The organism is Micromonospora sp. IBSANI012, from assembly GCF_052814045.1.
This window is the reverse complement of the sequence record NZ_CP199933.1, coordinates 2,320,007-2,340,700: the sequence shown is the minus strand read 5'-3', so window position 1 is coordinate 2,340,700 and position 20,694 is coordinate 2,320,007. Positions and strand designations below refer to the sequence as shown.

The 20,694-nt window shown below is 74.3% G+C and carries 17 protein-coding genes; 10 read left to right on the top strand and 7 right to left on the bottom strand.

All coding sequences use genetic code 11. The features are described from left to right. Positions 1 to 138: 138 nt before the first annotated feature. Positions 139 to 1,191 (top strand): pseudaminic acid synthase, encoded by a 1,053-nt coding sequence (gene pseI, locus ACTWM8_RS10725; protein WP_446213675.1) that lies wholly within the window; start codon positions 139 to 141, stop codon positions 1,189 to 1,191. A 100-nt stretch (positions 1,192 to 1,291) separates the two neighbouring features. On the opposite strand, the gene ACTWM8_RS10720 is transcribed toward pseI, so the two are convergent. From ACTWM8_RS10720 to ACTWM8_RS10705, 4 genes are read right to left on the bottom strand one after another with little or no spacing between them, the layout of a single operon-like run. Then, positions 1,292 to 1,744 (bottom strand): hypothetical protein, encoded by a 453-nt coding sequence (locus ACTWM8_RS10720; protein ID WP_446213674.1) that lies wholly within the window; start codon positions 1,742 to 1,744, stop codon positions 1,292 to 1,294. Next, positions 1,728 to 2,474 (bottom strand): SDR family NAD(P)-dependent oxidoreductase, encoded by a 747-nt coding sequence (locus ACTWM8_RS10715; RefSeq protein WP_358002811.1) that lies wholly within the window; start codon positions 2,472 to 2,474, stop codon positions 1,728 to 1,730. Before ACTWM8_RS10715 ends, ACTWM8_RS10720 begins: the two co-directional genes overlap by 17 nt. Then, on the bottom strand, positions 2,467 to 3,705 hold the full coding sequence (locus tag ACTWM8_RS10710) for an AMP-binding protein (RefSeq protein ID WP_446213673.1): 1,239 nt from the start codon (positions 3,703 to 3,705) through the stop codon (positions 2,467 to 2,469). Before ACTWM8_RS10710 ends, ACTWM8_RS10715 begins: the two co-directional genes overlap by 8 nt. Continuing rightward, entirely contained in the window at positions 3,702 to 3,953 is a 252-nt protein-coding gene (locus ACTWM8_RS10705; protein ID WP_446213672.1) for a phosphopantetheine-binding protein, read from the bottom strand. The genes ACTWM8_RS10710 and ACTWM8_RS10705 overlap by 4 nt, the downstream gene beginning before the upstream one ends. Before the next feature lie 89 nt (positions 3,954 to 4,042). Here ACTWM8_RS10705 and ACTWM8_RS10700 point away from each other — a divergent pair, with 89 nt between their 5' ends. Further along, positions 4,043 to 4,552 carry a GNAT family N-acetyltransferase gene (locus ACTWM8_RS10700; protein ID WP_446213671.1) on the top strand — a complete coding sequence of 170 codons (510 nt, stop codon included), beginning with the start codon at positions 4,043 to 4,045 and terminating at the stop codon, positions 4,550 to 4,552. Positions 4,553 to 4,621: 69 nt separating this feature from the next. Here ACTWM8_RS10700 and ACTWM8_RS10695 read toward each other — a convergent pair whose 3' ends face one another. Further along, on the bottom strand, positions 4,622 to 6,376 hold the full coding sequence (locus ACTWM8_RS10695; RefSeq protein WP_446213670.1) for a hypothetical protein: 1,755 nt from the start codon (positions 6,374 to 6,376) through the stop codon (positions 4,622 to 4,624). 339 nt (positions 6,377 to 6,715) lie between these two features. On the opposite strand from ACTWM8_RS10695, the gene pseB reads away from it, so the two are divergent. The 8 genes from pseB to ACTWM8_RS10655 all read left to right on the top strand — a co-directional run bounded on the left by pseB (position 6,716) and on the right by ACTWM8_RS10655 (position 15,663). Then, positions 6,716 to 7,699, top strand: coding sequence for a UDP-N-acetylglucosamine 4,6-dehydratase (inverting) (gene pseB / locus ACTWM8_RS10690; RefSeq protein WP_446213669.1), 984 nt, complete (start codon positions 6,716 to 6,718; stop codon positions 7,697 to 7,699). Then, positions 7,696 to 8,856, top strand: coding sequence for a DegT/DnrJ/EryC1/StrS family aminotransferase (locus tag ACTWM8_RS10685; protein ID WP_446213668.1), 1,161 nt, complete (start codon positions 7,696 to 7,698; stop codon positions 8,854 to 8,856). Before pseB ends, ACTWM8_RS10685 begins: the two co-directional genes overlap by 4 nt. An 11-nt stretch (positions 8,857 to 8,867) precedes the next feature. Further along, on the top strand, positions 8,868 to 9,704 hold the full coding sequence (locus ACTWM8_RS10680) for a hypothetical protein (RefSeq protein WP_446213667.1): 837 nt from the start codon (positions 8,868 to 8,870) through the stop codon (positions 9,702 to 9,704). Between the two features lie 206 nt (positions 9,705 to 9,910). Then, positions 9,911 to 11,680 carry a class I SAM-dependent methyltransferase gene (locus tag ACTWM8_RS10675; RefSeq protein ID WP_446213666.1) on the top strand — a complete coding sequence of 590 codons (1,770 nt, stop codon included), beginning with the start codon at positions 9,911 to 9,913 and terminating at the stop codon, positions 11,678 to 11,680. A 65-nt stretch (positions 11,681 to 11,745) separates the two neighbouring features. Beyond that, positions 11,746 to 12,444, top strand: coding sequence for a cytidylyltransferase domain-containing protein (locus tag ACTWM8_RS10670; RefSeq protein ID WP_446214519.1), 699 nt, complete (start codon positions 11,746 to 11,748; stop codon positions 12,442 to 12,444). Next, positions 12,441 to 13,511, top strand: a complete 1,071-nt coding sequence (locus ACTWM8_RS10665) for a PseG/SpsG family protein (protein WP_446214518.1) — start codon at positions 12,441 to 12,443, stop codon at positions 13,509 to 13,511. The genes ACTWM8_RS10670 and ACTWM8_RS10665 overlap by 4 nt, the downstream gene beginning before the upstream one ends. 12 nt (positions 13,512 to 13,523) lie before the next feature. Further along, positions 13,524 to 14,159, top strand: coding sequence for an alpha-ketoglutarate-dependent dioxygenase AlkB (locus ACTWM8_RS10660; protein ID WP_238449492.1), 636 nt, complete (start codon positions 13,524 to 13,526; stop codon positions 14,157 to 14,159). A 166-nt stretch (positions 14,160 to 14,325) separates the two neighbouring features. Beyond that, positions 14,326 to 15,663: a uracil-xanthine permease family protein gene (locus ACTWM8_RS10655; protein ID WP_446213665.1), complete on the top strand. Its 1,338-nt coding sequence runs from the start codon at positions 14,326 to 14,328 to the stop codon at positions 15,661 to 15,663. 164 nt (positions 15,664 to 15,827) lie between these two features. Here ACTWM8_RS10655 and ACTWM8_RS10650 read toward each other — a convergent pair whose 3' ends face one another. After that, complete coding sequence (locus ACTWM8_RS10650; RefSeq protein WP_446213664.1) at positions 15,828 to 18,314, bottom strand: DNA gyrase/topoisomerase IV subunit A; 2,487 nt, start codon at positions 18,312 to 18,314, stop codon at positions 15,828 to 15,830. Between the two features lie 31 nt (positions 18,315 to 18,345). Beyond that, positions 18,346 to 20,457, bottom strand: coding sequence for a DNA gyrase/topoisomerase IV subunit B (locus ACTWM8_RS10645; protein WP_446213663.1), 2,112 nt, complete (start codon positions 20,455 to 20,457; stop codon positions 18,346 to 18,348). Positions 20,458 to 20,694 lie beyond the last annotated feature (237 nt).

Here is a 20,694-nt window from a genome sequence, read left to right as displayed (position 1 = left end):
CGAGGGTCGACACGTCGCGCCGCCGAGGCGTCCGGACCGGGTCCGGGCGGCACCCGGCGGCGGAGTTTTCAGGTCGTCCCCGGACGACGAGGCAGGGACCGCGCGCCTGCGCGGACGCACAGCGGACAGAGGTCGGGCATGACGACGACAGTGAAGATCGGGCCGCACGTGGTCGGCGCCGGGGAGCGGCCCTTCGTGGTCGCCGAGATGTCCGGCAACCACAACGGTGACCTGGACCGGGCGCTGGCCATCGTGGACGCGGTCGCGGCCAGCGGGGCGCACGCGCTGAAGCTCCAGACGTACCGGCCGGACACGATCACCATCGACGTCGACACGCCGGCCTTCCGGATCTCCGGGGGGCACGAGCTGTGGGGCGGGCAGAACCTGTACCGGCTCTACGAGCGGGCGCACACGCCGTACGAGTGGCACGCGCCGATCTTCGCCCGCGCTCGCGAGCGGGGGCTGACCGTCTTCTCCTCGCCGTTCGACGCCACGGCGGTGCAGCTGCTGGAGGAGCTGGACGCGCCGGCGTACAAGATCGCCTCGTCGGAGCTGGTCGACCTGCCGCTGATCCGGCTGGTCGCCGGCACCGGCAAGCCGCTGGTCATCTCGACCGGGATGGCGACGGTGGCCGAGATCGACGCCGCGGTGCGGACCGCCCGCGAGGGCGGGGCCGGCGGCATCGTGCTGCTGGCCTGCACCGCCTCCTACCCGGCCCCGCCGGCGGACAGCAACTTGCGCCGCATCCCGGTGCTCGCCGACGCGTTCGGCGTGCCGGTGGGGCTCTCCGACCACACCCCCGGCATCGGCGTCCCGGTCGCCTCGGTGGCGCTGGGCGCCTGCTTCATCGAGAAGCACGTGACGCTGGACCGCGCCGACGGCGGGGTGGACTCCGACTTCTCCCTCAACCCGGACGAGCTGGCCGCGCTGGTGGTCGAGTCGGGGCGGGCGTACGCGGCGCTCGGCGGCACCGCGATCGGCCCCACCCCCGCCGAGCGGGAGGGGCTGCGGTTCCGCCGTTCGCTCTACGTGGTGGCGGACGTGCGCGCCGGCGACCCGGTGACCGCCGACAACGTGCGGTCGATCCGGCCCGCGGGCGGGCTGCCGCCGGTGGAGATCGAGAAGGTGCTGGGCCGCACCTTCACCGTTGACGTCCCGCGCGGCACCCCGTTGAGCTGGGACCTCGTCTGAGCTGACCATCCCGCGCCCGGTCCGCGCCGAGCGGACCGGGCGCGGCATGTCGCGCTGCCCCGAAGGGGCGACACCGCGACACGCCGCGAGGCGGGAAGCGTCACGGGCCGGGGCGCGACGGGGCGAAGGCCACCGTGACCACCAGGTCGTCCAGGCGCAGGGTCCGCCACACCGCCCGGCTCTCCGGGGGTACGGCCAGCCCGTGCCGCCGCCACCAGGCGGCCACCGGCACGTCGGCCAGCTTGCAGAGGCTCTCCGCCCGGGTCCAGCGGGCCCAGAAGTCGGCCCGCCCGAAGCGGTGCGCCAGCGCGGGCGGGACGTCCGCGTCGGCCCGTTCGGCGTCCACCGCGACCCGCCAGCCCGGGGTCGGTGGGCCGTACCAGCCGACGCAGCGCCCGTCGTCGAGGTGGCTGCGGGTGACGGCGTACCCGAGGTCGGCCGGCCGGCCCACCCGCAGGTGACGTTCGGCGGTGCCGAGCAGGGCCGGCACCGGCCGGGGCGCGCGGGTGGTGGGCCCCGGCCGGGACAGGGCCGCGTCAGACGGAGGCCGCACCGTCCACCACGATCACCTGGCCGTTGATGTTGGTCTGCTCGCACAGCAGCATCCGCACCACCGGCACGACCTCCTCCGGCTCGGTGAGGTGGCCGGTGGGGGTGCGCCGGACGATCTGGTCGAGCTGGGTGCTGCCCAGCACGGCGGACATCTCCGAGGCGAAGAAGCCGGGCGCCACCGAGTTGACCAGCATCCGGCCGCCCAGCTCCCGGGCCAGCGAGCGGGTGGCGGCGTCCATGCCGCCCTTGGTGGCCGAGTACGCCACCAGCCCCGGGAAGCCGCGCTGCGCGCAGATCGAGGTGATGTTGACGATCCGCCCGCGCAGCCCCTTGCCCAGCATCCGCCGGATCACCAGGCGGGTGAGCTGCAACGGCGCGGTCAGGTTGGTCTCGATGATCCGGGCGATGTCGCCGGTGGAGGTGTGCACGTGCAGCGAGTCCTGGCCGACGGCGGCGTTGTTGACGACGCCGTCGATCGGGCCGAGCCGCTCCTCCACCTCCCGGACGAAGGCCTGGGTGGCGGCCGGGTCGGTGACGTCGACCGCGCCGACGTGCACCCGGTCGGGATGCTCGGCGGCCAACTTCTCCAGCTCCGGCGTGACGGTACGGGCGAAGGCCGCCACCCGTACGCCGGCGTCGAGCAGGTCGGTGACGATGGCCAGGCCCAGCCCCCGGGAGCCGCCGGAGACGAGGACCACGGTGCTGGGCGGGACGAGCGGGGAGTCAGACATCGCTCTTCAACGTCTCCTTGACGGGGATCTCGGTGAACATGCGGATGCGGCGCGGCACCGCGTACTCGGGGAGCCGGTCGGCGCACCAGCGCACCAGCGTGGCCTCGTCCAGCGGGTCGCCGGACGGCGTCGGCACCACCTCGGCGACGACCATCCGGCCGAGCACCGGGGCGCGCCGCCCGGTGACCCGCGCCCAGGCCACCCGGGGGTGGGCGGTGAGCACGCCGCGGACCAGTCCGGCGGAGACCTTGCTGCCGCCGACGTTGATCTCGTCGGAGTCGAGCCGGCCGGTGATCAGCACCCGGTCGTCGACCACCTGCACCCGGTCGCCGGTGCGCACCGGCCCGTCGAGCCCGACCCCGTGGTACGGCGAGCTGACCACCAGCTCCTCGCCGTCGACCGAGAGCCGGGGCCGGCCGGGCACCTCACGATCGAGCCAGTCGACCGGGAACCCGGCCCGGCCGTCGTGCACCACGATGGACGCGCCGACCTCGGAGGAGGCGTAGATCCAGGAGATCCGGGCGGTCGGGAAGACCGCGCGGAGCTGGTCCAGGACGGCCTGGTCGACCGGCTCCCCGCCGAGGGTGAGCTGGCGCAGCGGCACCCGGGCCAGCGCCGCGCCGTCGCGGTGCAGGGTGCGCCGCCAGAAGGTCGGGGTGCCGGAGGCGGCGTCCACGCCGTGCGCGGCGGCGACGGCCGGCCACTCGTCCAGCTCGTCCGGGTCGACCACCACGAGGTGCTGCCCGGGCTGGGTGAGCGACAGCGTCACCACCTGCCACCAGGCGTACGTGCCGGGGGCGTACGGGCAGAGCCAGGTCCGCTCCGGCTGGGCGCCCCGGACGGTGGTCAGCGAGTCCAGGGTGTGCCCGACCCGCTTGGGCCGCCCGGTGGACCCGGAGGTGAGCAGCCAGAGCCGGCCGGACTCGGCGGGGCGGGGCCGGGTGGGCGGGACGGGCACCGGCCCGTCGGCGTCCAGGGTGGTCACCGCGAAGCCGGCTTCGCGCAGCTCGTCCCGCATCGCCGGGTCGACCCGGTGCGCGGTGCTCAGCAGCAGCTCGGTGCCGTGCTCGGCGTGCTGCCGGGCGGCGGCCAGCGCGTCTTCGGAGCCAGCGGCGAGGACGGCGGCGGGCGAGGGCAGCGCCGGCGAGGGCAGCGCCCGCCAGGTGCGCGCGGCGCCCCCGACGACGACCCGGTTGTCCAGGCCGGCCGGGGTGGACGTCGTGACGGTCACTGCTGCTGGAGCGTGCCGAGGAAGTCGAGGACGTCGCCGACGGTGGCGATCCGGCGCAGGCCGGGGGCGTCGAAGTTCAGCTCCTCCCCCGTCTCGTCCTCGACCCGCAGGGCCAGCTCGGAGAAGTCCAGCGACCGGAAGCCGATCTCCCGCAGGTCGGCGGCGTCGTCGTCCGGGAGCACCTTGCCCTGGTTGGCGAGCACCTGTGCCATGAGGTCGCGGATCTGCGCGCGACTCAATTCGTTCATGCGGCGGAGTGTACAGCCCGGGAATTGGTCCCGGCATTTCCCGGGTAGGGTTTCCGGGGCCCGTAGGAATCGGATGGAAAGAGGTCGGCGTGCTGCGTGGGGCGACCGAGGACGACGTTAACCTGATGTTGTCCTGGCGTAATCAGGAAACCAACCGGCAGGTCAGCAAGAACAGTCACGAGATCACCGCCGAGGAGCACGCCGCGTGGTGGTCGCGGGTGCGCACCGACCCCAGCCGGCGGGTGCTGGTGTACGTCCGCGACGGCCGGCCCTGCGGCGTGGTGACCTTCTTCGACCTGCGTCTCGACGGTCGGCGTACCGGTTCCTGGGGCTTCTACCTGGACGCCGACGGGCTGGCCGAGCGGGGCGAGACGCTGCCCGCCTGGCTGGAGGTGATGCGGGCGGCGGTGGACCACGCCTTCGACGAGCTGCGGCTCGACCGGCTCGACGGCGAGGTGCTCGCCGACAACACGGTGGTCCGCCAGATGAACCGCCGGTTCCGGTTCGTCGAGGGCAATGAGGAACAGCAGGTTCACGACGGCCGGAAAATCACCGTCGTCCCCGTTTCGCTGAAGCGGGAGAATCGTCGACGGCGCTGATGTCGACAATTGTCCGCCGCGCATTAACCGGCCGGCCATTCCCCGTTCATAGAGGTCGGGAATGAATCGTCAGCCGCGCCGCCAGGCCGCCCAGTGCTGGCCCGGATTGCCGCCGAGGCGGGTGAAGCCGTAGCGGGTGCCGTCCCAGTCGTCCGGGGAGCCGGGCGCCCAGCGGGCGAAGACCACGTCGGCGGCGGCCGGCGGCCGGTCGCTGAACCACCGCACGTCGCTCCAGGTCACCTGGTGGCTCAGGTTGAACCGCAGGATGTAATGCACCCCGACGGAGGCGTAGACCCGCTCGCCGGGGCCTACCCCGAGGTCGGCGACGCGCGGGGTCGGCGCGGTCGCCGCCACCATCGGCCGGACCAGCTGGTCGGTGATCACCTGCATGGTGCCGAGGTTCACCACGACCAGCACGGCGAGCACCGGCACCCGCAGCCTCGGCACCCGGACCGCGGCGACCAGCAGCAGGCAGGCCACCGCGCCCACCGCCGCCCCGGTGAACGGGCGGAACTCGCGCCAGCCGCCGGTCAGCGCCATCAGGTCGGGGGCGCCGAAGCCGCCGTAGCGCAGCTCGTGCCCCCGGCTCGCCACGTAGGCGAGCCGGGCGGCGATTAGCGCCGCGCCCCCCACCAGCAGCGCGACCGCGACGGCCGCCCGGGCCAGCAGCACCCGGTACGCCACGGTGAGCAGCACCCCAACCCCGACCAGCAGCCAGAACGGGGCCAGCATCTGCACGTACCGGCCGTAGATGGCGTCCAGCGGCTTGGTGGTGATGCCGGCCAGGATCACCGACGCGCCGCCGGCCACGCCGACGCTGGTCACCAGCGCGACGCCGAGCGTCCAGCGGACGGCCGGGTCGCCCCCGCGCCGGCGCAGCTCGCGCACCGCGGCGGCCCAGGCGATCCCGGCCATCCCGAAGGTGATCACCACCAGGTACCAGAGCTGCGTGGCGACGGCCGCCCCCAGCCGCAGCAGCCCCTGGCCGGTGGCGACGGCCCGGACGGTGCCGCCGCCGGGCGGGTTGCCCAGCAGGTAGACCCGGTCGCCGAGCAGCCGGATGCCGACGGTGTTCACCAGGGCCAGGGCCAGCACCGGCAGCACCGCGGCCAGCGCCTGCCCGAGGGTGGCCCGGCGGCGGACCAGCAGCAGCAGGACCAGTCCCGCGTGCACCGCCACGATCACCAGGCCCCGCGAGTGCAGCAGGTGGAACGCGCCGACCAGCGTGCCCACCGTCGCGGCGGCCAGCGCCCCCGGCCGGGCGACCCATCGGTGCACGGCCAGCAACCAGGCCAGCACCAGCGGCGCCAGCACCGCGTCGATCATCGCCACCTCGGCGTAGAAGGCGGTGGCCGGCAGGGTCGCGGCCACCGCGGCGGCGACCAGCGCGTACGACCGGCGCAGCTCGAGCAGCCGACGGGCCAGCAGGTACGCCAGCGGCAGCACGGTGGCGTTGACCGCCGCGTTGATCAGCTGCACCAGGCGGTAGCTGTCGGTGAAGTCCCGTTCGCCGAGGAACGCCGGGGAGATCAGCATCGGGTAGCCGACCCGGCGCAGCGGGCCGTTCTCGCTGCTGAAGCCGCCCGGCCCGCCGGCCAGCGCCCGGGCGGTGTTGAGGTAGCTGTCCTCGTCGGTGTGCGCGATCGGCAGGGCGACGTGCCGGGCCAGCCACATCCGCCAGGCCACCCCGGCCAGCCAGCCCAGGACCAGCAGCGCCGGCACCAGCCAACGCCGCCGGGCCGGCGCCGCCGGCGTCTCGGCCGGGTCGGCGGGGTCGGCCGGGTCGGCCGGGTCGGCGAGCCGTTCCCGTACGTCGGACGTCATCTCGTCTCCTGGTCGCTGGTGAGCCGCGCCGGCCGCGCGGCGGGGCGCGGCGGGCGGGTCGGGCGGAGGGGTGGTGGCCGGCGGCGCGGGGCCGGAGGGCGACCGGGCCGGGGGCCCGCCGTCGCGTACGCGGGGCCACTGTAGCCAGCACAGTTCCCGCCGGTCAGCCGCTCGGCGGGGTCGGCGCAAGTGTTCGCCTGCCGGGTGTCCGGCATTCACGGGACCAGCGCGGTCGGTTCACCCGGGCGCGTCGGGGTGTTAACCCGCCGTGGCTAGCGTCCGTCCGGTCGCGTGGCCCCCGGCCACCGGCGCACAACCTGCGATCATGGGAGCACCACATTGAGCGAGCTGACGGGATCCTCCATCCTGGTTACCGGCGGCACCGGTTCCTTCGGTAGGACCTTCCTCCGGCACATCCTGGCCGAGGCCGACCCGGCCCGGGTGGTGGTCTTCTCCCGCGACGAGCTGAAGCAGTACGAGCTGCGCCAGCAGCTCGGCGACGACCCGCGGCTGCGCTGGTTCATCGGCGACATCCGGGACCGGCACCGGCTCACCCGGGCCATGCACGGCGTCGACCACGTGGTGCACGCGGCGGCGCTGAAGCAGGTGGACACGGCCGAGTACAACCCGTCGGAGTTCATCGCCACCAACATCACCGGCTCCCAGCACGTGGTGGACGCCGCGATCGAGGCCGGCGTCAAGAAGGTCATCGCGCTCTCCACCGACAAGGCGTCCAGCCCGATCAACCTGTACGGCGCCACCAAGCTGGTCGGCGACAAGCTCTTCGTCTCCGCCAACCACTACGCCGCCCAGCACCCCACCCGCTTCGCGGTGGTCCGCTACGGCAACGTGGTGGGCAGCCGCGGGTCGGTGGTGCCGCTGTTCCGCCGGCTGGCCGCCGAGGGCAAGAGCCTGCCGATCACCGACAAGCGGATGACCCGGTTCTGGATCACCCTCGACCAGGCCGTCCAGTTCGTCATGGACAGCTTCGACCAGATGCAGGGCGGCGAGCTGTTCGTGCCGCGCATCCCCAGCATGCGGATCCTCGACCTGGTCGAGGCGGTCGCCCCGGACGCCACCACCCACGAGATCGGCATCCGGCCGGGCGAGAAGCTGCACGAGGAGATGATCGCCCCGGACGACAGCCGGCGGACGCTGCGCGCCAAGGACCGGTTCATCGTCCAGCCCACCATCGCCACCTGGGGCTACCAGCCGCCGGTCGGCTGCGACCCGGTGCCGGACGGGTTCGCGTACCAGTCGGACACCAACGACGAGTGGCTGAGCGTCGAGCAGCTGCGCGACATGCTCGGCCTCGGCGCGTGACGGCGATGCTGCCGTACGGGCGGCAGTCGGTCACCGCCGACGACGTCGCCGCCGTGGTGGCCGCGCTGCGCAGCGACTGGCTCACCACCGGCCCGCAGGTCGACGCCTTCGAGGCCGACCTGTCGAGCTGGACCGGCGGGGTCGGCTGCGCGGCGGTCTCCAACGGCACCGCCGCGCTGCACGTCGGGTACGCGGCGGCCGGGGTAGGCCCCGGCGACGAGGTGGTGGTGCCGCCGATGACGTTCGTCGCCACCGCCAGCAGCGCGGTGGCGCTCGGCGCGAAGGTGGTCTTCGCCGACGTCGAGGAGGAGACCTTCACCCTCGACCCGGCCGCGGCGGCCGCCGCGACGACCTCGCGTACCCGGGTGGTCTCCGCCGTCGACTACGCCGGCCACCCGGCCGACTACGACGCCCTGCGCGGCGCCCTCGCCGGCAGCGACGCGCTGCTGCTGGCCGACGCGGCGCACTCCATCGGCGCCACCTACCGGGGCCGGCCGGTCGGCTCGCTGGCCGACCTGACCACCTTCTCGTTCTTCCCCACCAAGAACCTGACCACGGCCGAGGGCGGCGCGGTCGCCGCGCTCGACGCGGAGCTGCTGACCCGGGCCCGCCGGTTCCGCAACATCGGGCTGGTCCGCGAGCGGGACGCGCTGCGCTGGCCGGACGAGGGCGGCTGGCACCAGGAGGTGCACGAGTTCGGCCTGAACTACCGGCTGCCCGACGTGCTCTGCGCGCTCGGCCGCAGCCAGCTGCGCCGACTCGGCGACTTCCTCGCCGCCCGGGACCGGCTGGTCGCCCGGTACGACGAGGCGCTGGCCGACCTGGACGGCGTGCTGCGGCCCGGCCGCCGCTCGTGGGCCGCCCCGGCCTGGCACCTCTACCCGATCCGGGTGCTCGACGGCCGCCGCCGTGAGGTGTACGACCGGATGCGGGCCGCCGGCATCGGCGTCCAGGTCAACTACCTGCCCGCGCACTGGCACCCGGCCTTCGCCGACCTCGGCTACCGGCGCGGATCCTGCCCGGTGGCCGAGTCGTTCTATGAGCAGCAGCTGTCGTTGCCGCTCTTCCCGACCCTGACCGATGCCGACCAGGATCGCGTGATCGACGCGCTGGGCGCGGCGCTGCGGGGCGTCACGGCACGTCCCGCCGCCGCCTGACTGGGGAACCGATGCACCACGCGAACCACTTCTACGGCCACGCGCACGTGCTGGCCCGCTACTGCGGGCTGGACGACGGGCACCCGCCCCGGATCAACGGGTACGTCCAGCACGGCTGGAACATCGGCGACGGGCTGGCCCCCGGCCACCCGTACGCCGAGTTCACCCCCAGCCTGCTCTGGTCCGAGCAGACCCGGCGGCGGGCCTGGTCGGTGGGGCGGCGCAACGTGGTCACCGTCGGCGCACCGTTCGCCTACCTGCTGTCGTTGCGCCCGCAGGACCCGCCGGAGGCGGAGCGGGAGGGCACCATCTGGTACCCGTTCCACGGCTGGGAGGGCCAGCACGTCAAGGGCGACCACAAGGAGCTGATCGCCCGGATCCGGGCCACCGAACCCGGCCCGGTCACGGTCTGCCTCTACTGGCACGAGTACGGCATGCGCCGGGTGCGCCGGCTCTACGAGAACGCCGGCTTCCGGGTCATCTGCCACGGCTACCGCGGCCACTGGTGGAAGGACACCGACCCGCTCTTCCTCGACAAGCAGCTCACCGAGCTGCGCCGGCACAAGCGGGTCGCCTCCAACCGGCTGACCAGCGCGATCTTCTACGGCATCGCCGCCGGCTGCGAACCCGCCGTCTACGGCGACCCGATGATCCTCGCCGCCGAGGACCCGACCTTCGGCGGCACCGCCCGAATCCGCCGGCAGTGGCCGGAGCTGCACGGCGAGTCCGTCGACCTGCCGACCGCCGTCGAGATCGCCCGCGCCGAGCTGGGCACCGACCACCGCTGTACGCCGGCCGAGCTGCGCGAGCTGCTCGGGTGGGCGAACCTCCAGGAGGAGAAGAGTTGACCATACAGAGGCTGTCGGGAAACCCCGGGGCGGGCGAGGCGGAGTCCAGCCGGCGATCCGGCAAGGCGGAGATTGGTCCGGATACAACACCGGTATCCGGACCAATCTCCAACGCGGCCGGTCGTCGGCTGGGCCCGCCGCAGCCGCCGCGAGGTTTCCCGACAGCCTCTCAGACGGCGGCCCGGATCGCGCTGCCCGGCGGGGAGATGCTGGCCTGGTCCGACCTGCTGGAGGAGCGGCTGCCCGACGGCGGTCCGCTGGCCGCGCTGGCCGCCCGGGTCGTACCGGCGGGGGCGCGGGTGCTGCTGGCCGGGCCGCACGACCCGGCGCTGCTGACCCGGCTGGCGCACGCCGAGGTGACCTGCCTGCTGCGCAGCCACCCGGACGGGGTGGCGCTGGCCGAGCGGGGCGCCCGGGTGGTGGTGGGCGGCCCGTCCGGCCTGCCCGCCGGCGAGACCTTCGACGTGGTGGTGGTCGCCGCCGGGCTGGACGCCGTGGAGTCGGTGGAGGGCCCCCGGCTGGGCTGGGACGGCGTGCTGGACCGGCTGGCCCGGGCGCTGCGCCCGGGCGGAACGCTGCTGCTGCGGCTGGACAACCCGCTCGGCGTGCACCGCCTGGTCGCCACCGCCCCCTGGTACGCCGACCGCGCCGACGCCGCCTGGACCATCGGCGGGGTGCTCGACGCCGACCGGCCGGCCAACCCGGAGCAGTTGCGCGCCCGGCTCACCGGGGCGGGACTGCGGCCGGCGGCGTGCTTCGCGGCGTACCCCGATCCGAGCGCGCCGACCGCGCTGGTAGCCGCCGACGAGCTGGACCGGCGGACCACGTCGGGGCTCTTCGACGCGGTGCTGCACGGCGCCTGCGCGGGCGGCGCGGCCACCGTGCTCCAGGACCCGGCCCGGCTGGCCGTCGACGCGCTGCACGCGGGCCTCGGCTCGGCGCTGGCGCCGGGCTGGCTGCTGCTCGCGCACCGGCCCGCCGACCCGGACACCGGCCCGGCCGACCTGTCGCCGGACGCGCTGCCCGTGGCGCTGGTGCAGACCGGGCCGCCGGGGATCGGCGTGGTGGAGGTGGTCGACGGGCCGGACGGCTGGCGGTGGCGGGTGAGCGGCCGGGTCAGCCGGCCGGAGCCGGCGCCGTTCGCCACCCGGGAGGCGGCCTACCGGGACGCGGGCGCGCTGGACGGGCCGGTGCCCGAGGGACGGCTGCTGCGCACCCTGCTGCTCGACGCCTGCCTGCGCCGCGACCTGGACACCGTGCGCCGGCTGCTGCGCGGGTACGCGACCTGGCTCGCCGCCGGCGCCGACTCCCACGGCCGACTGGGCGGCGCGGTGGCCCTCGCCGGCACGGACAACGTGGTGGTGGCCGGCGACGAGCACGCGGTGCTCGACCCGAGCTGGCGAGCCACCGCGCCGATGTACGTGGACGTCGTGCTGGCCCGCAGCCTGTGGCGGTTCGCCGCCGCGCTGCTCACCGGCGGGTACGCCCACCCCTGGCCGTCCACCCTGGACGTCGCCGGCCTGACCGTGGTGCTCGGCGGCCTCGCCGGCCGGGAGCTGGACCGACGCACCGTCGACGCGGCGATCGAGGCGGAGGCGGCCATCTCCGCCGCGCTGCGCGGCCTCGACGCCGACGGGCGGGTCCGCCTCGCCACCGAGCTGCGCGCGGTCGAGCCGACCGACCCGCCGGCCGGGCCGCGCAGCTACCAGCAGCTCCTCCAGGCGTGGGTGCGCCAGCGGGAGGAGCTGACCCGACTGGGCGCGCTGCTGAAGTGGACCGAGGAGCTGCTGACCTCGCGGGAGCGGGCGTTGCGCCGGGCCGACGCCACCATCAACCTGCTCAGCGGCTCGCTGAGCTACCGGGTGGGCCGGCTGGCGATCACGCCGGCCCGGCTGGCGAAGCGGGGCGCCCGCGCGGCCAAGCGCCGCGCCCGGGAGGCGCTGAACCAGCGCGGTCCGCGGGAGGAGCAGCAGTGAGCGGGGAGATCGGGTCGGTGCGGCCGACCGACGGGCCGCGGATCGTGGGGATCGTGCAGGCGCGGATGGGCTCGTCCCGGCTGCCCGGCAAGGTGCTGCGCCCGCTGGCCGGGCGCAGCGTGCTCGGCCGGGTGGTCCGCGCCGCCCGGGACAGCGGCGTGCTCGCCGACCTGGTCGTGGCGACCAGCACCGACGCCGTCGACGACGCGGTGGCCGCCGAGTGCGACCGGCTGGGCGTGCCGTGCCACCGGGGGCCGGTCGACGACGTGCTGGGCCGCTTCGTCGGCGCCCTGGCCGCCCACCCCGGTGACGCGGTCATGCGGTTCACCGCCGACTGCCCGCTGCTCGACCCGGAGATCATCGCGCTGGTGGCCTCGGTGTACCGGGCGGTGCCCGGGCTCGACTACGCCAGCACCTCGATCGCCCGTACGCTGCCCCGCGGGCTGGACGTCGAGATCATCCGGGCGGACGCGCTGCGCACCCTGGACCGGCTCGCCACCGACCACCACCGGGTGCACGTCACCTCGTACGCGTACACCCACCCGGAGCTGTTCCGGGTGCTCGGGGTGACCCTCACCCCGGACCGGTCGGCGCTGCGGCTCACCCTCGACACCGAGCAGGACTGGGCATTGGTGCGCGCGGTCACCGACCACTTCGGCGACGTCAGCGTGCCGCTGGCCAAGCTCGCCGACTGGCTGGACGGCCAGCCCGCCCTGCGCGCCCTCAACGCCGACGTACGCCAGAAGCGCCTGGAGGAGTCCTGAACACGCCACGGATCGGGCTGCGCAGCGACGCCGGGCCCCGGCGCGGCGTCGGGCACCTGGTCCGCTGCCTGGCCCTCGGCGAGGAGTTCCTGGCCCGGGGGGCCCGGGTCGAGCTGTTCGGCACCGTCGAGCGGATCGGCTGGGCGCAGGCGCAGCTGGCGGCGCGGGGCATCGCGGCGCACCCGGGCCCGGACACCCCGGCCGGGCTGGTTGAGGCGGCGCACCGGCACCGGCTGGACGCGATGGTGCTCGACTCGTACGAGCTGGACCCGGCCGGCGCCGGGGCGCTGCGCGCGGCGGGCGTGGTCACCCTGGCGGTGGTCGACGGCGACACCCGGGGGCAGGACGCCGACCTCTACCTGGACCAGAACTTCGGCGCCCGGACCGACGCGCCCGCCGGGCGGCTGCTGGCCGGCACCCGGTACGCGCTGCTGCGCGACTCGGTGATCGGCGCCCGGCCGGCCGCCCCAAAGCAGCCCGCGCCGGTGGACCGGCCCCGGGTGCTCGCCTTCTTCGGCGGGACCGACGCGCTCGGCGCCGCCCCGGTGCTGACCCGGGTGCTGCTCGCCACCGGGCACCCGATGGAGCTGACCGTGGTGGTCGGCCGTCCCGACGCCGAGGCGGAGCTGGAGGCGCTGACCCCCGGCCGGGGCCAGTCGCTGCGTCCGGTCCCGCCCACCGACGAGCTGCCCGCCCTGATCGGGGCGGCGGACCTGGTGGTCAGCGCCGCCGGCACGTCCACCTGGGAACTGTGCTGCCTGGGCGCGCCGTCGGCGCTGGTCTGCGTGGTGGACAACCAGCGCGAGTCGTACCGCCGGGTGGTGGACCACGGGCTGGCCGCCGGCCTGGGCGAGCTGCCGGAGCTGGCCGGGGCCGGGGTGGCCGGACGGGCGGCCCGGGCGGCGGCCGCGCGGACCCTGACCGGCCTGCTCGGCTCCCCCCGGCGGCGGGCCGCGCTTGCCGCGCGGGCCTGGGCCACCGTCGACGGGCGCGGCCGGGCCCGGGTCGCCGACGCGCTGCTCGACCTGGTCCAGCGCGGTGATCGTACGCCTGTACTAAACCGCTGATAGGGTGGCGGCATGACGCAGGCCGCCTACCAGCCGTCGATGCTCGACCTCGCCGACGCCGGTCCGTCGCTCGGGCCGCTGCCGGGCGCGCTGCGCCGGCACGTGCTCACCCGGGGCGCCTGGGTCGACCACCTTCCCGGCTGGGTGCGCGGCTCCGACGCGGTGCTCGACACCCTGCTGGCCGAGGTGCCGTGGCGCGCCGAGCGCCGCACCATGTACGACGCCGAGGTCGACGTCCCCCGCCTGCTCTGCTGGTACGCGGGCGGCCGCCCGCTGCCGCACCCGGTGCTGACCGAGGCCCGCGAGACCCTGACCCGGCACTACGCCGCCGAGCTGGGCGAGCCCTTCGTCACCGCAGGCATGTGCCTCTACCGCGACGGCCGGGACAGCGTCGCCTGGCACGGCGACACCCAGGGCCGGTCGGCGCACACCGACACCATGGTCGCCATCGTCTCGTTCGGCTCGCCCCGGCCGCTGCTGCTGCGCCCGCGCGGCGGCGGCGCCAGCCTGCGCTTCCCGCTCGGGCACGGCGACCTGGTGGTGATGGGCGGCTCCTGCCAGCGCACCTGGGAGCACGCCATCCCCAAGACCGCCCGCCCGGTCGGCCCCCGCGTCAGCGTCCAGTTCCGCCCCACCGGCGTCGCCTGACCCATCCCCGGCCTCCCCCGGCCCCCGCCACCGGCCATCGCGCTGTTGATCAAGAAGTTTGCGTCGGAAATCCGCGCCCCGCTGACGCAAACCTCTTGATCACCGTGGTAGAAACAGCTCTCAGGGTCGATCACGCCCCCGTCAGTCGACGACGCGGAGGGCCGCGATGACCCAGTCCCCCACTTCCCGCCGGGCACCGTGGACGGTGCACGGCGACGGCCGGTCCGTCACCCCCGGCGACGTGGTGCACCCCGGTGAACGGCTCTCCTGGCCCCGCACGGTGGGTGTCGGTGTGCAGCACGTGGTGGCGATGTTCGGGGCCACCTTCACCGTCCCGCTGATCACCGGCTTCCCGCCGGCCACCACGCTCTTCTTCTCCGGGATCGGCACGCTGCTGTTCCTGCTGATCACCGGCAACCGACTGCCGTCGTACCTCGGCTCGTCGTTCGCGTTCATCGCCCCGGTGCTGGCCGCGAAGGCCGGCGGCGACATCGGCCCGGCGCTCGGCGGGATCGTCGTCGCCGGCGTCGCCCTCGCGCTCGTCGGGGTGGTGGTGCAGCTCGCCGGGGCGCGCTGGATCGACGCGCTCATGCCGCCGGTGGTGACCGGCGCGATCGTCGCGCTGATCGGCCTGAACCTGGCCCCGGTGGCCTGGGACGGCGGCGGCAGTGGCACCGGCGTCAAGGCGCAGCCACTGATCGCGGTGGCGACCCTGGCCGCGATCCTGCTGGCGACGGTGGCCTTCCGGGGCTTCCTGGCCCGACTGTCCATCCTGCTCGGCGTGGTGGTCGGGTGGGCGCTCGCCGCCGTCCTCGGCGACCTGGACCCGAAGGCGGTCGACGGGCTGCGCGACGCCGCCTGGGTGGGGCTGCCGCAGTTCCACGCGCCCAGCTTCAGCCTGCGCGCGGTGGTGCTGGTGATCCCGGTGATCCTGGTGCTGGTCGCGGAGAACGCCGGGCACGTCAAGGCGGTCGCCGCGATGACCGGCCGCAACCTCGACCGGGACATGGGCCGAGCGTTCCTCGGCGACGGCCTGGCCACCGTGCTCGCCGGCTCCGGCGGCGGCTCCGGCACCACCACGTACGCGGAGAACATCGGCGTGATGGCGGCGACCCGGGTCTACTCCACCGCCGCGTACTGGGTGGCCGGGCTGGCGGCGGTGCTGCTCGGGCTCAGCCCGAAGTTCGGCGCGCTGATCCTGACCGTGCCGGCCGGCGTGCTCGGCGGCGCCACCACCGCGCTGTACGGCCTGATCGCCATTCTCGGCGCGCGGATCTGGATCGAGAACCGGGTCGACTTCCACGACCCGGTCAACCTGATGACCGCCGCCGTCGCCGTGATCGTCGGCGCCGCCAACTACACCCTCACCGCCGGCGACCTCTCCTTCAACGGCATCGCCCTCGGCACCGCCGCCGCCCTGCTCATCTACCACGGCATGCGCCTGATCGCCCACCTCCGCGGCACCACCCCGGCCACCCGCCCCGCCCCCGAACCCGAACTCTGACCCCCGCCCCTACCCCTGTCGGTTGATCATGAGGTTGACGGCGCGGAGTCGGACAATCCGCACGGGCAACCTCATGATCAACGAGGCGGGCGGGCGCGGGGTGGGGCGGGTGGGACGCGGAGGGGCCCGGGGGCGTCAGCCCCCGGGCCCCTCAGGCAGGTGGGTCAGCGTTCGATGAGGTGGCCGAGGACCGTGGGGCCGAGCATGACCGCGAAGCCGGAGCCGTCGCGGCGCGGGTCGGCGGGGGGCAGCTCCACCGGGTCGCCGGTGGCGGTCGCACCGACCGGCCGGGCGCCCACCCAGGCGACCACCAGGTCCGTCTCGCCCTTGAGGAACCGCTGCGCGCGCACGCCGCCGGTCGCCCTCCCCTTCGCCGGGTACGCCCCGAACGGTGTCACCTTGACCGTCGCGCCGGTGGAGGTGACCACCATCGGCTCCCCGTGCCCGGGGTCGTCGGTGCGGACCGCTCCGAACCAGACCACCCGCGCCCCGTCGGGCACGTTGACGCCGGCCATGCCGCCACCCTTGAGCCCCTGCGGGCGGACCAGCGTGGCGGCGAAACGCAGCAGCGACGCCTCCGAGGTGATGAAGGTCAGCGCCTCCTGGCCGTCGGTGAGCCAGGTCGCCCCGACCACCTCGTCCCCCTCGCGCAGGCCGATCACCTCGAACTCGTCCGAGCGGACCGGCCACTCCGGCGCGCAGACCTTGACCACGCCCTGCCGGGTACCGAGCGCCAGGCCCGGCGAGCCCTGCGCGCTGGCCCCGAGCGGGGCCAGGCCGACCACCGTCTCGCCGGCCTCCAGCGGCACCAGCTCGGCGGCGGACATGCCCCCGCGCAGCGAGACCGTGCCGGCCTGCTCCGGCAGCACCGGCAGCGGCAGCACGTCGATCTTGAACGCCCGGCCGGCGCTGGTCACCAGGAGCACCCGGCCCCGGGCCGTGGTGTGCACGACGGCGCGTACCGTGTCGTGCTTGACCCGGCCGTTGCGCCGGCGCCCCTCGGCGGCCTCCTCCGACTCGGCCGCGGTGCGGGCCACCAGCCCGGTCGCGGAGAGGATCACCTGGCAGGGGTCGTCGGCCACCTCCAGCGGGCCGGCCGGCACCGACGCCGCCAGCACCTCCTTGAGGTCGCCGTCGACCAGGGTGGTACGCCGCGGCGCGCCGAACTGCTTCACCACCGCCGACAGCTCGTCGGAGACGACCTTCTTCAGCACCTTGTCGTCGTCGAGGATCTTGGACAGCTCGGCGATCTCCCCGCGCAGCTTCTCCTGCTCGGCTTCCAGCTCGATCCGGTCGTACTTGGTCAACCGGCGCAGCGGAGTGTCCAGGATGTAGGTGGCCTGGATCTCGGAGAGCTTGAACTTCTGCATCAGGCCGTCCTTGGCCGCCTGGGCGTCGTCGCTGGCCCGGATCAGCTTGACCACCTTGTCGATGTCGAGCAGGGCGATCAGCAGGCCGTCGACCAGGTGCAGCCGCTCCTCGCGCTTGCGCCTGCGGTACGCGCTGCGCCGGGTGACGACCTCGTAGCGGTGGGCCAGGAAGACCTCCAGCAGCGCCTTCAGCCCGAGGGTGCGCGGCTGGCCGTCGACCAGCACCAGGTTGTTGACGCCGAACGACTGCTCCAGCGGGGTGAGCCGGTAGAGGTCGGCCAGCAGCGCCTGCGGGTTGACGCCGACCTTGCACTCGATGACCAGGCGGGTGCCGCTCTCCCGGTCGGTGAGGTCCTTGACGTCGGCGATGCCGGTCAGCCGCTTGGTCTTGGTGACCTCGTTGGTGATCGCCGCGATGACCTTCTCCGCGCCGACGCCGTACGGCAGCTCGACGACGGTGATCGCCTGCCGGCCGCGGCTGCCCTCCAGCGGGCCGATCTCGACCCGGCCGCGCATCCGGACCACGCCACGCCCGGTCTCGTACGCCCGGCGCACCTCGTCCAGGCCGAGCAGCAGGCCGCCGGTCGGCAGGTCGGGGCCGGGGACGAACTCCATCAGCTTGTCGAGGTCGGCGTCCGGGTGGTTGATCAGCCAGCGGGCGGCGGAGACCACCTCGCCGAGGTTGTGCGGGATCATGTTGGTCGCCATCCCGACCGCGATCCCGGACGCGCCGTTGACCAGCAGGTTGGGGAAGGCGGCCGGCAGCACGGTGGGCTGGGTCAGCGAGCCGTCGTAGTTGGGCTCGACGTCGACGGTGTCCTCGCCCAGCTCGCCGACGAGCAGCATCGCCTCGCGGGAGAGCCGGGCCTCGGTGTAGCGCGCGGCGGCGGGGCCGTCGTCCGGGGAACCGAAGTTGCCGTGCCCGTCGATCAGCGGCGCGTTCAGCGAGAAGTCCTGGGCCAGCCGGACCATCGCGTCGTAGATCGCGGTGTCGCCGTGCGGGTGGTACTTGCCCATCACGTCGCCGACGACCCGGGCGGACTTCACGTGCCCCCGGTCCGGCCGGTGGCCGGCCTCATGCATGGACCAGAGGATGCGCCGGTGCACCGGCTTGAGCCCGTCGCGCGCGTCGGGCAGGGCGCGGGAGTGGATGACCGAGAAGGCGTACTCCAGGTAGGAGTCGGAGACCTCGGTGACCAGCGGGTTGTCGAAGACCCGCGCGCCGGCCTGGTCGAAGGCGGACAGGTCCACCTTGGCGCGGTCTTCCTTGCGGCGTGCCATCGTCAGCTTTCCCCTCGAACGGACCCGGTGCTCATGCGTCGATCGCCTCCCGGTCGACCCGGTCGGAGGAGTCGATCAGCCAGTTGCGGCGCGGCTCGACCTTCTCCCCCATCAGCAGTTCGAGGATCCGCTCGGCGGCGTCGACGTCGTCGAGGGTGATCCGGCGGACCGCCCGGGTGGCGGGGTTCATCGTGGTCTCCCAAAGCTCGTCGGCGTCCATCTCGCCGAGGCCCTTGAAGCGCGGGATGGGGGTGACGATCTGCTTGCCGGCCTTCTCCAGCTTGCGGACCGTCGCCTCCATCTCGGCCTGGGTGTAGGTGTAGATGGTCTGCGGGTTGCGCCCCTTGGTGGTGATCTTGTGCAGGGGCGGCATCGCGGCGAAGAGCCGACCGGCCTCGATCAGCGGCCGCATGTAGCGGGCGAAGAGCGTGATGAGCAGGGTACGGATGTGCGCGCCGTCCACGTCGGCGTCCGCCATGATCAGGACCCGGCCGTACCGCAGGGCCGACAGGTCGAAGGTACGCCCGGAGCCGGCGCCGAGCACCTGCACGATCGCGGCGCACTCGGCGTTGTCCAGCACCTGCTGGAGGTTCGCCTTCTGCACGTTGAGGATCTTGCCGCGGATCGGCAGCAGCGCCTGGTACTCCGCCGACCGGGCGAGCCGACCGGTGCCCAGCGCGCTGTCACCCTCGACGATGAACAGCTCGCTGCGGTCGATGCCGGCCGCGCGGCAGTCGACCAGCTTGGCCGGCATCGACGCGCCCTCCAGGGCGGTCTTGCGCCGGGCCGCGTCCTTCTGCTGCTTCTGGGTGAGCCGGACCCGCGCCGCGTCGACGATCTTCTGGAGCACCGTGCGCGCCTCGGCCTTGGTGCGCCGGTCCTCCAGCCACGCCTTCAGGTGCTGCTCGATCAGGGACTGCATCACCTTGGTGATGCCGGCGGTGGAGAGCTCGTCCTTGGTCTGCGAGGTGAACTGCGGCTCCGGGATGCGCACGTGCACCACGGCCGTCATCCCCTCCAGGACGTCGTCCAGGGTGGGCGGCTCCTCCTTGGCCTTGAGCAGGCCACGGGTGTTGCGTACGGCGTCGGCGAGGGTGCGCGCCAGCGCCCGCTCGAAGCCCTTGCGGTGGGTGCCGCCGTGGGCGTTGCGGATGGTGTTGGTGAAGCACTCCACGGTGCGCTCGTAGCCGGTGCCCCAGCGGAAGGCCACCTCGACCTCGGCGCGGCGCTGCACGTTGGACTGCATCACGCCGTTGGCGTCCGCGGCGTTCTCCCGGTAGGTGCCCTCGCCGGTGACCAGCAGGGTGCCGGAGACCGGCCGGTCGCCGGCCGGGGCCAGGAACTCGACCATGTCGGTGAGGCCGTTGGGGAAGTGGAAGCGCTCCTCGGCGGGCTGCTCACCGGTCTCGTCGCGCAGCCGGTAGTCGACGCCGGGCACCAGGAAGGCGGTGTTGCGCAGCTTCATCCGGACGGCGTCGACGTCGAGCGTCGCGCCGGTCTCGAAGTAGCGGGCGTCGTGCCAGTAGCGGATCGAGGTGCCGGTGCGCTGGCCGCGCTTCATCGCCCCGACGATCTGCAGCCCGGGACCGGCGGTGAAGGGGGCGGCCGGGCCGTCGCCGTCGAAGATCCCCGGCACGCCGTGCCGGAACGACATGGCGTGCACCTTGCCGCCGCGCCGGACGGTGACGTCGAAGCGGCGGGAGAGCGCGTTGACCGCCGAGGCGCCGACACCGTGCAGGCCGCCGGAGGTCTTGTAGCCGGAGCCGCCGAACTTGCCACCGGCGTGCAGCCGGGTGAGCACCAGCTCGACCCCCGAGATGCCGGACTTGGCGTGCACGTCGGTGGGGATGCCGCGGCCGTCGTCGTCGACCTGCACCGAACCGTCGGCGTGCAGCGTCACCTCGACCTTCCGGGCGTGACCCGCGACACCCTCGTCGGTGGAGTTGTCGAGGATCTCGTTGACGAGGTGACCCACGCCACGGCTGTCGGTGGAGCCGATGTACATGCCGGGACGCTTGCGGACGGCGTCCAGGCCCTCGAGGTGGGTGAGGTCGTCGGCCCCGTAGAGGGTCTCAGGCTGTGCGGTCAACTGGTCGTACTCCCAGGTCTCGGCGGTGTGGTGCCGCTCACCGTCTTGATCCACCCTGACTCGATCTCCACGCGCGGCGCGCCGCAGCGAGCCTAGCCGCACGCCCCGACACAACCGCGCAGCCCCGCTGGAGCCATCGCAACCGGGGCGCCGGGTGTCGGTCTCCCGGCAGCAACGCCGGTCCCCGCCGGGGTGTTCCCCGGGGCCGGGCCGCGCGGTGCCACGCGTGCCACACACGTGTCGGACGTTGCACGAACGCGTTACCACCCATTGACGCCCATCACGCCCGAA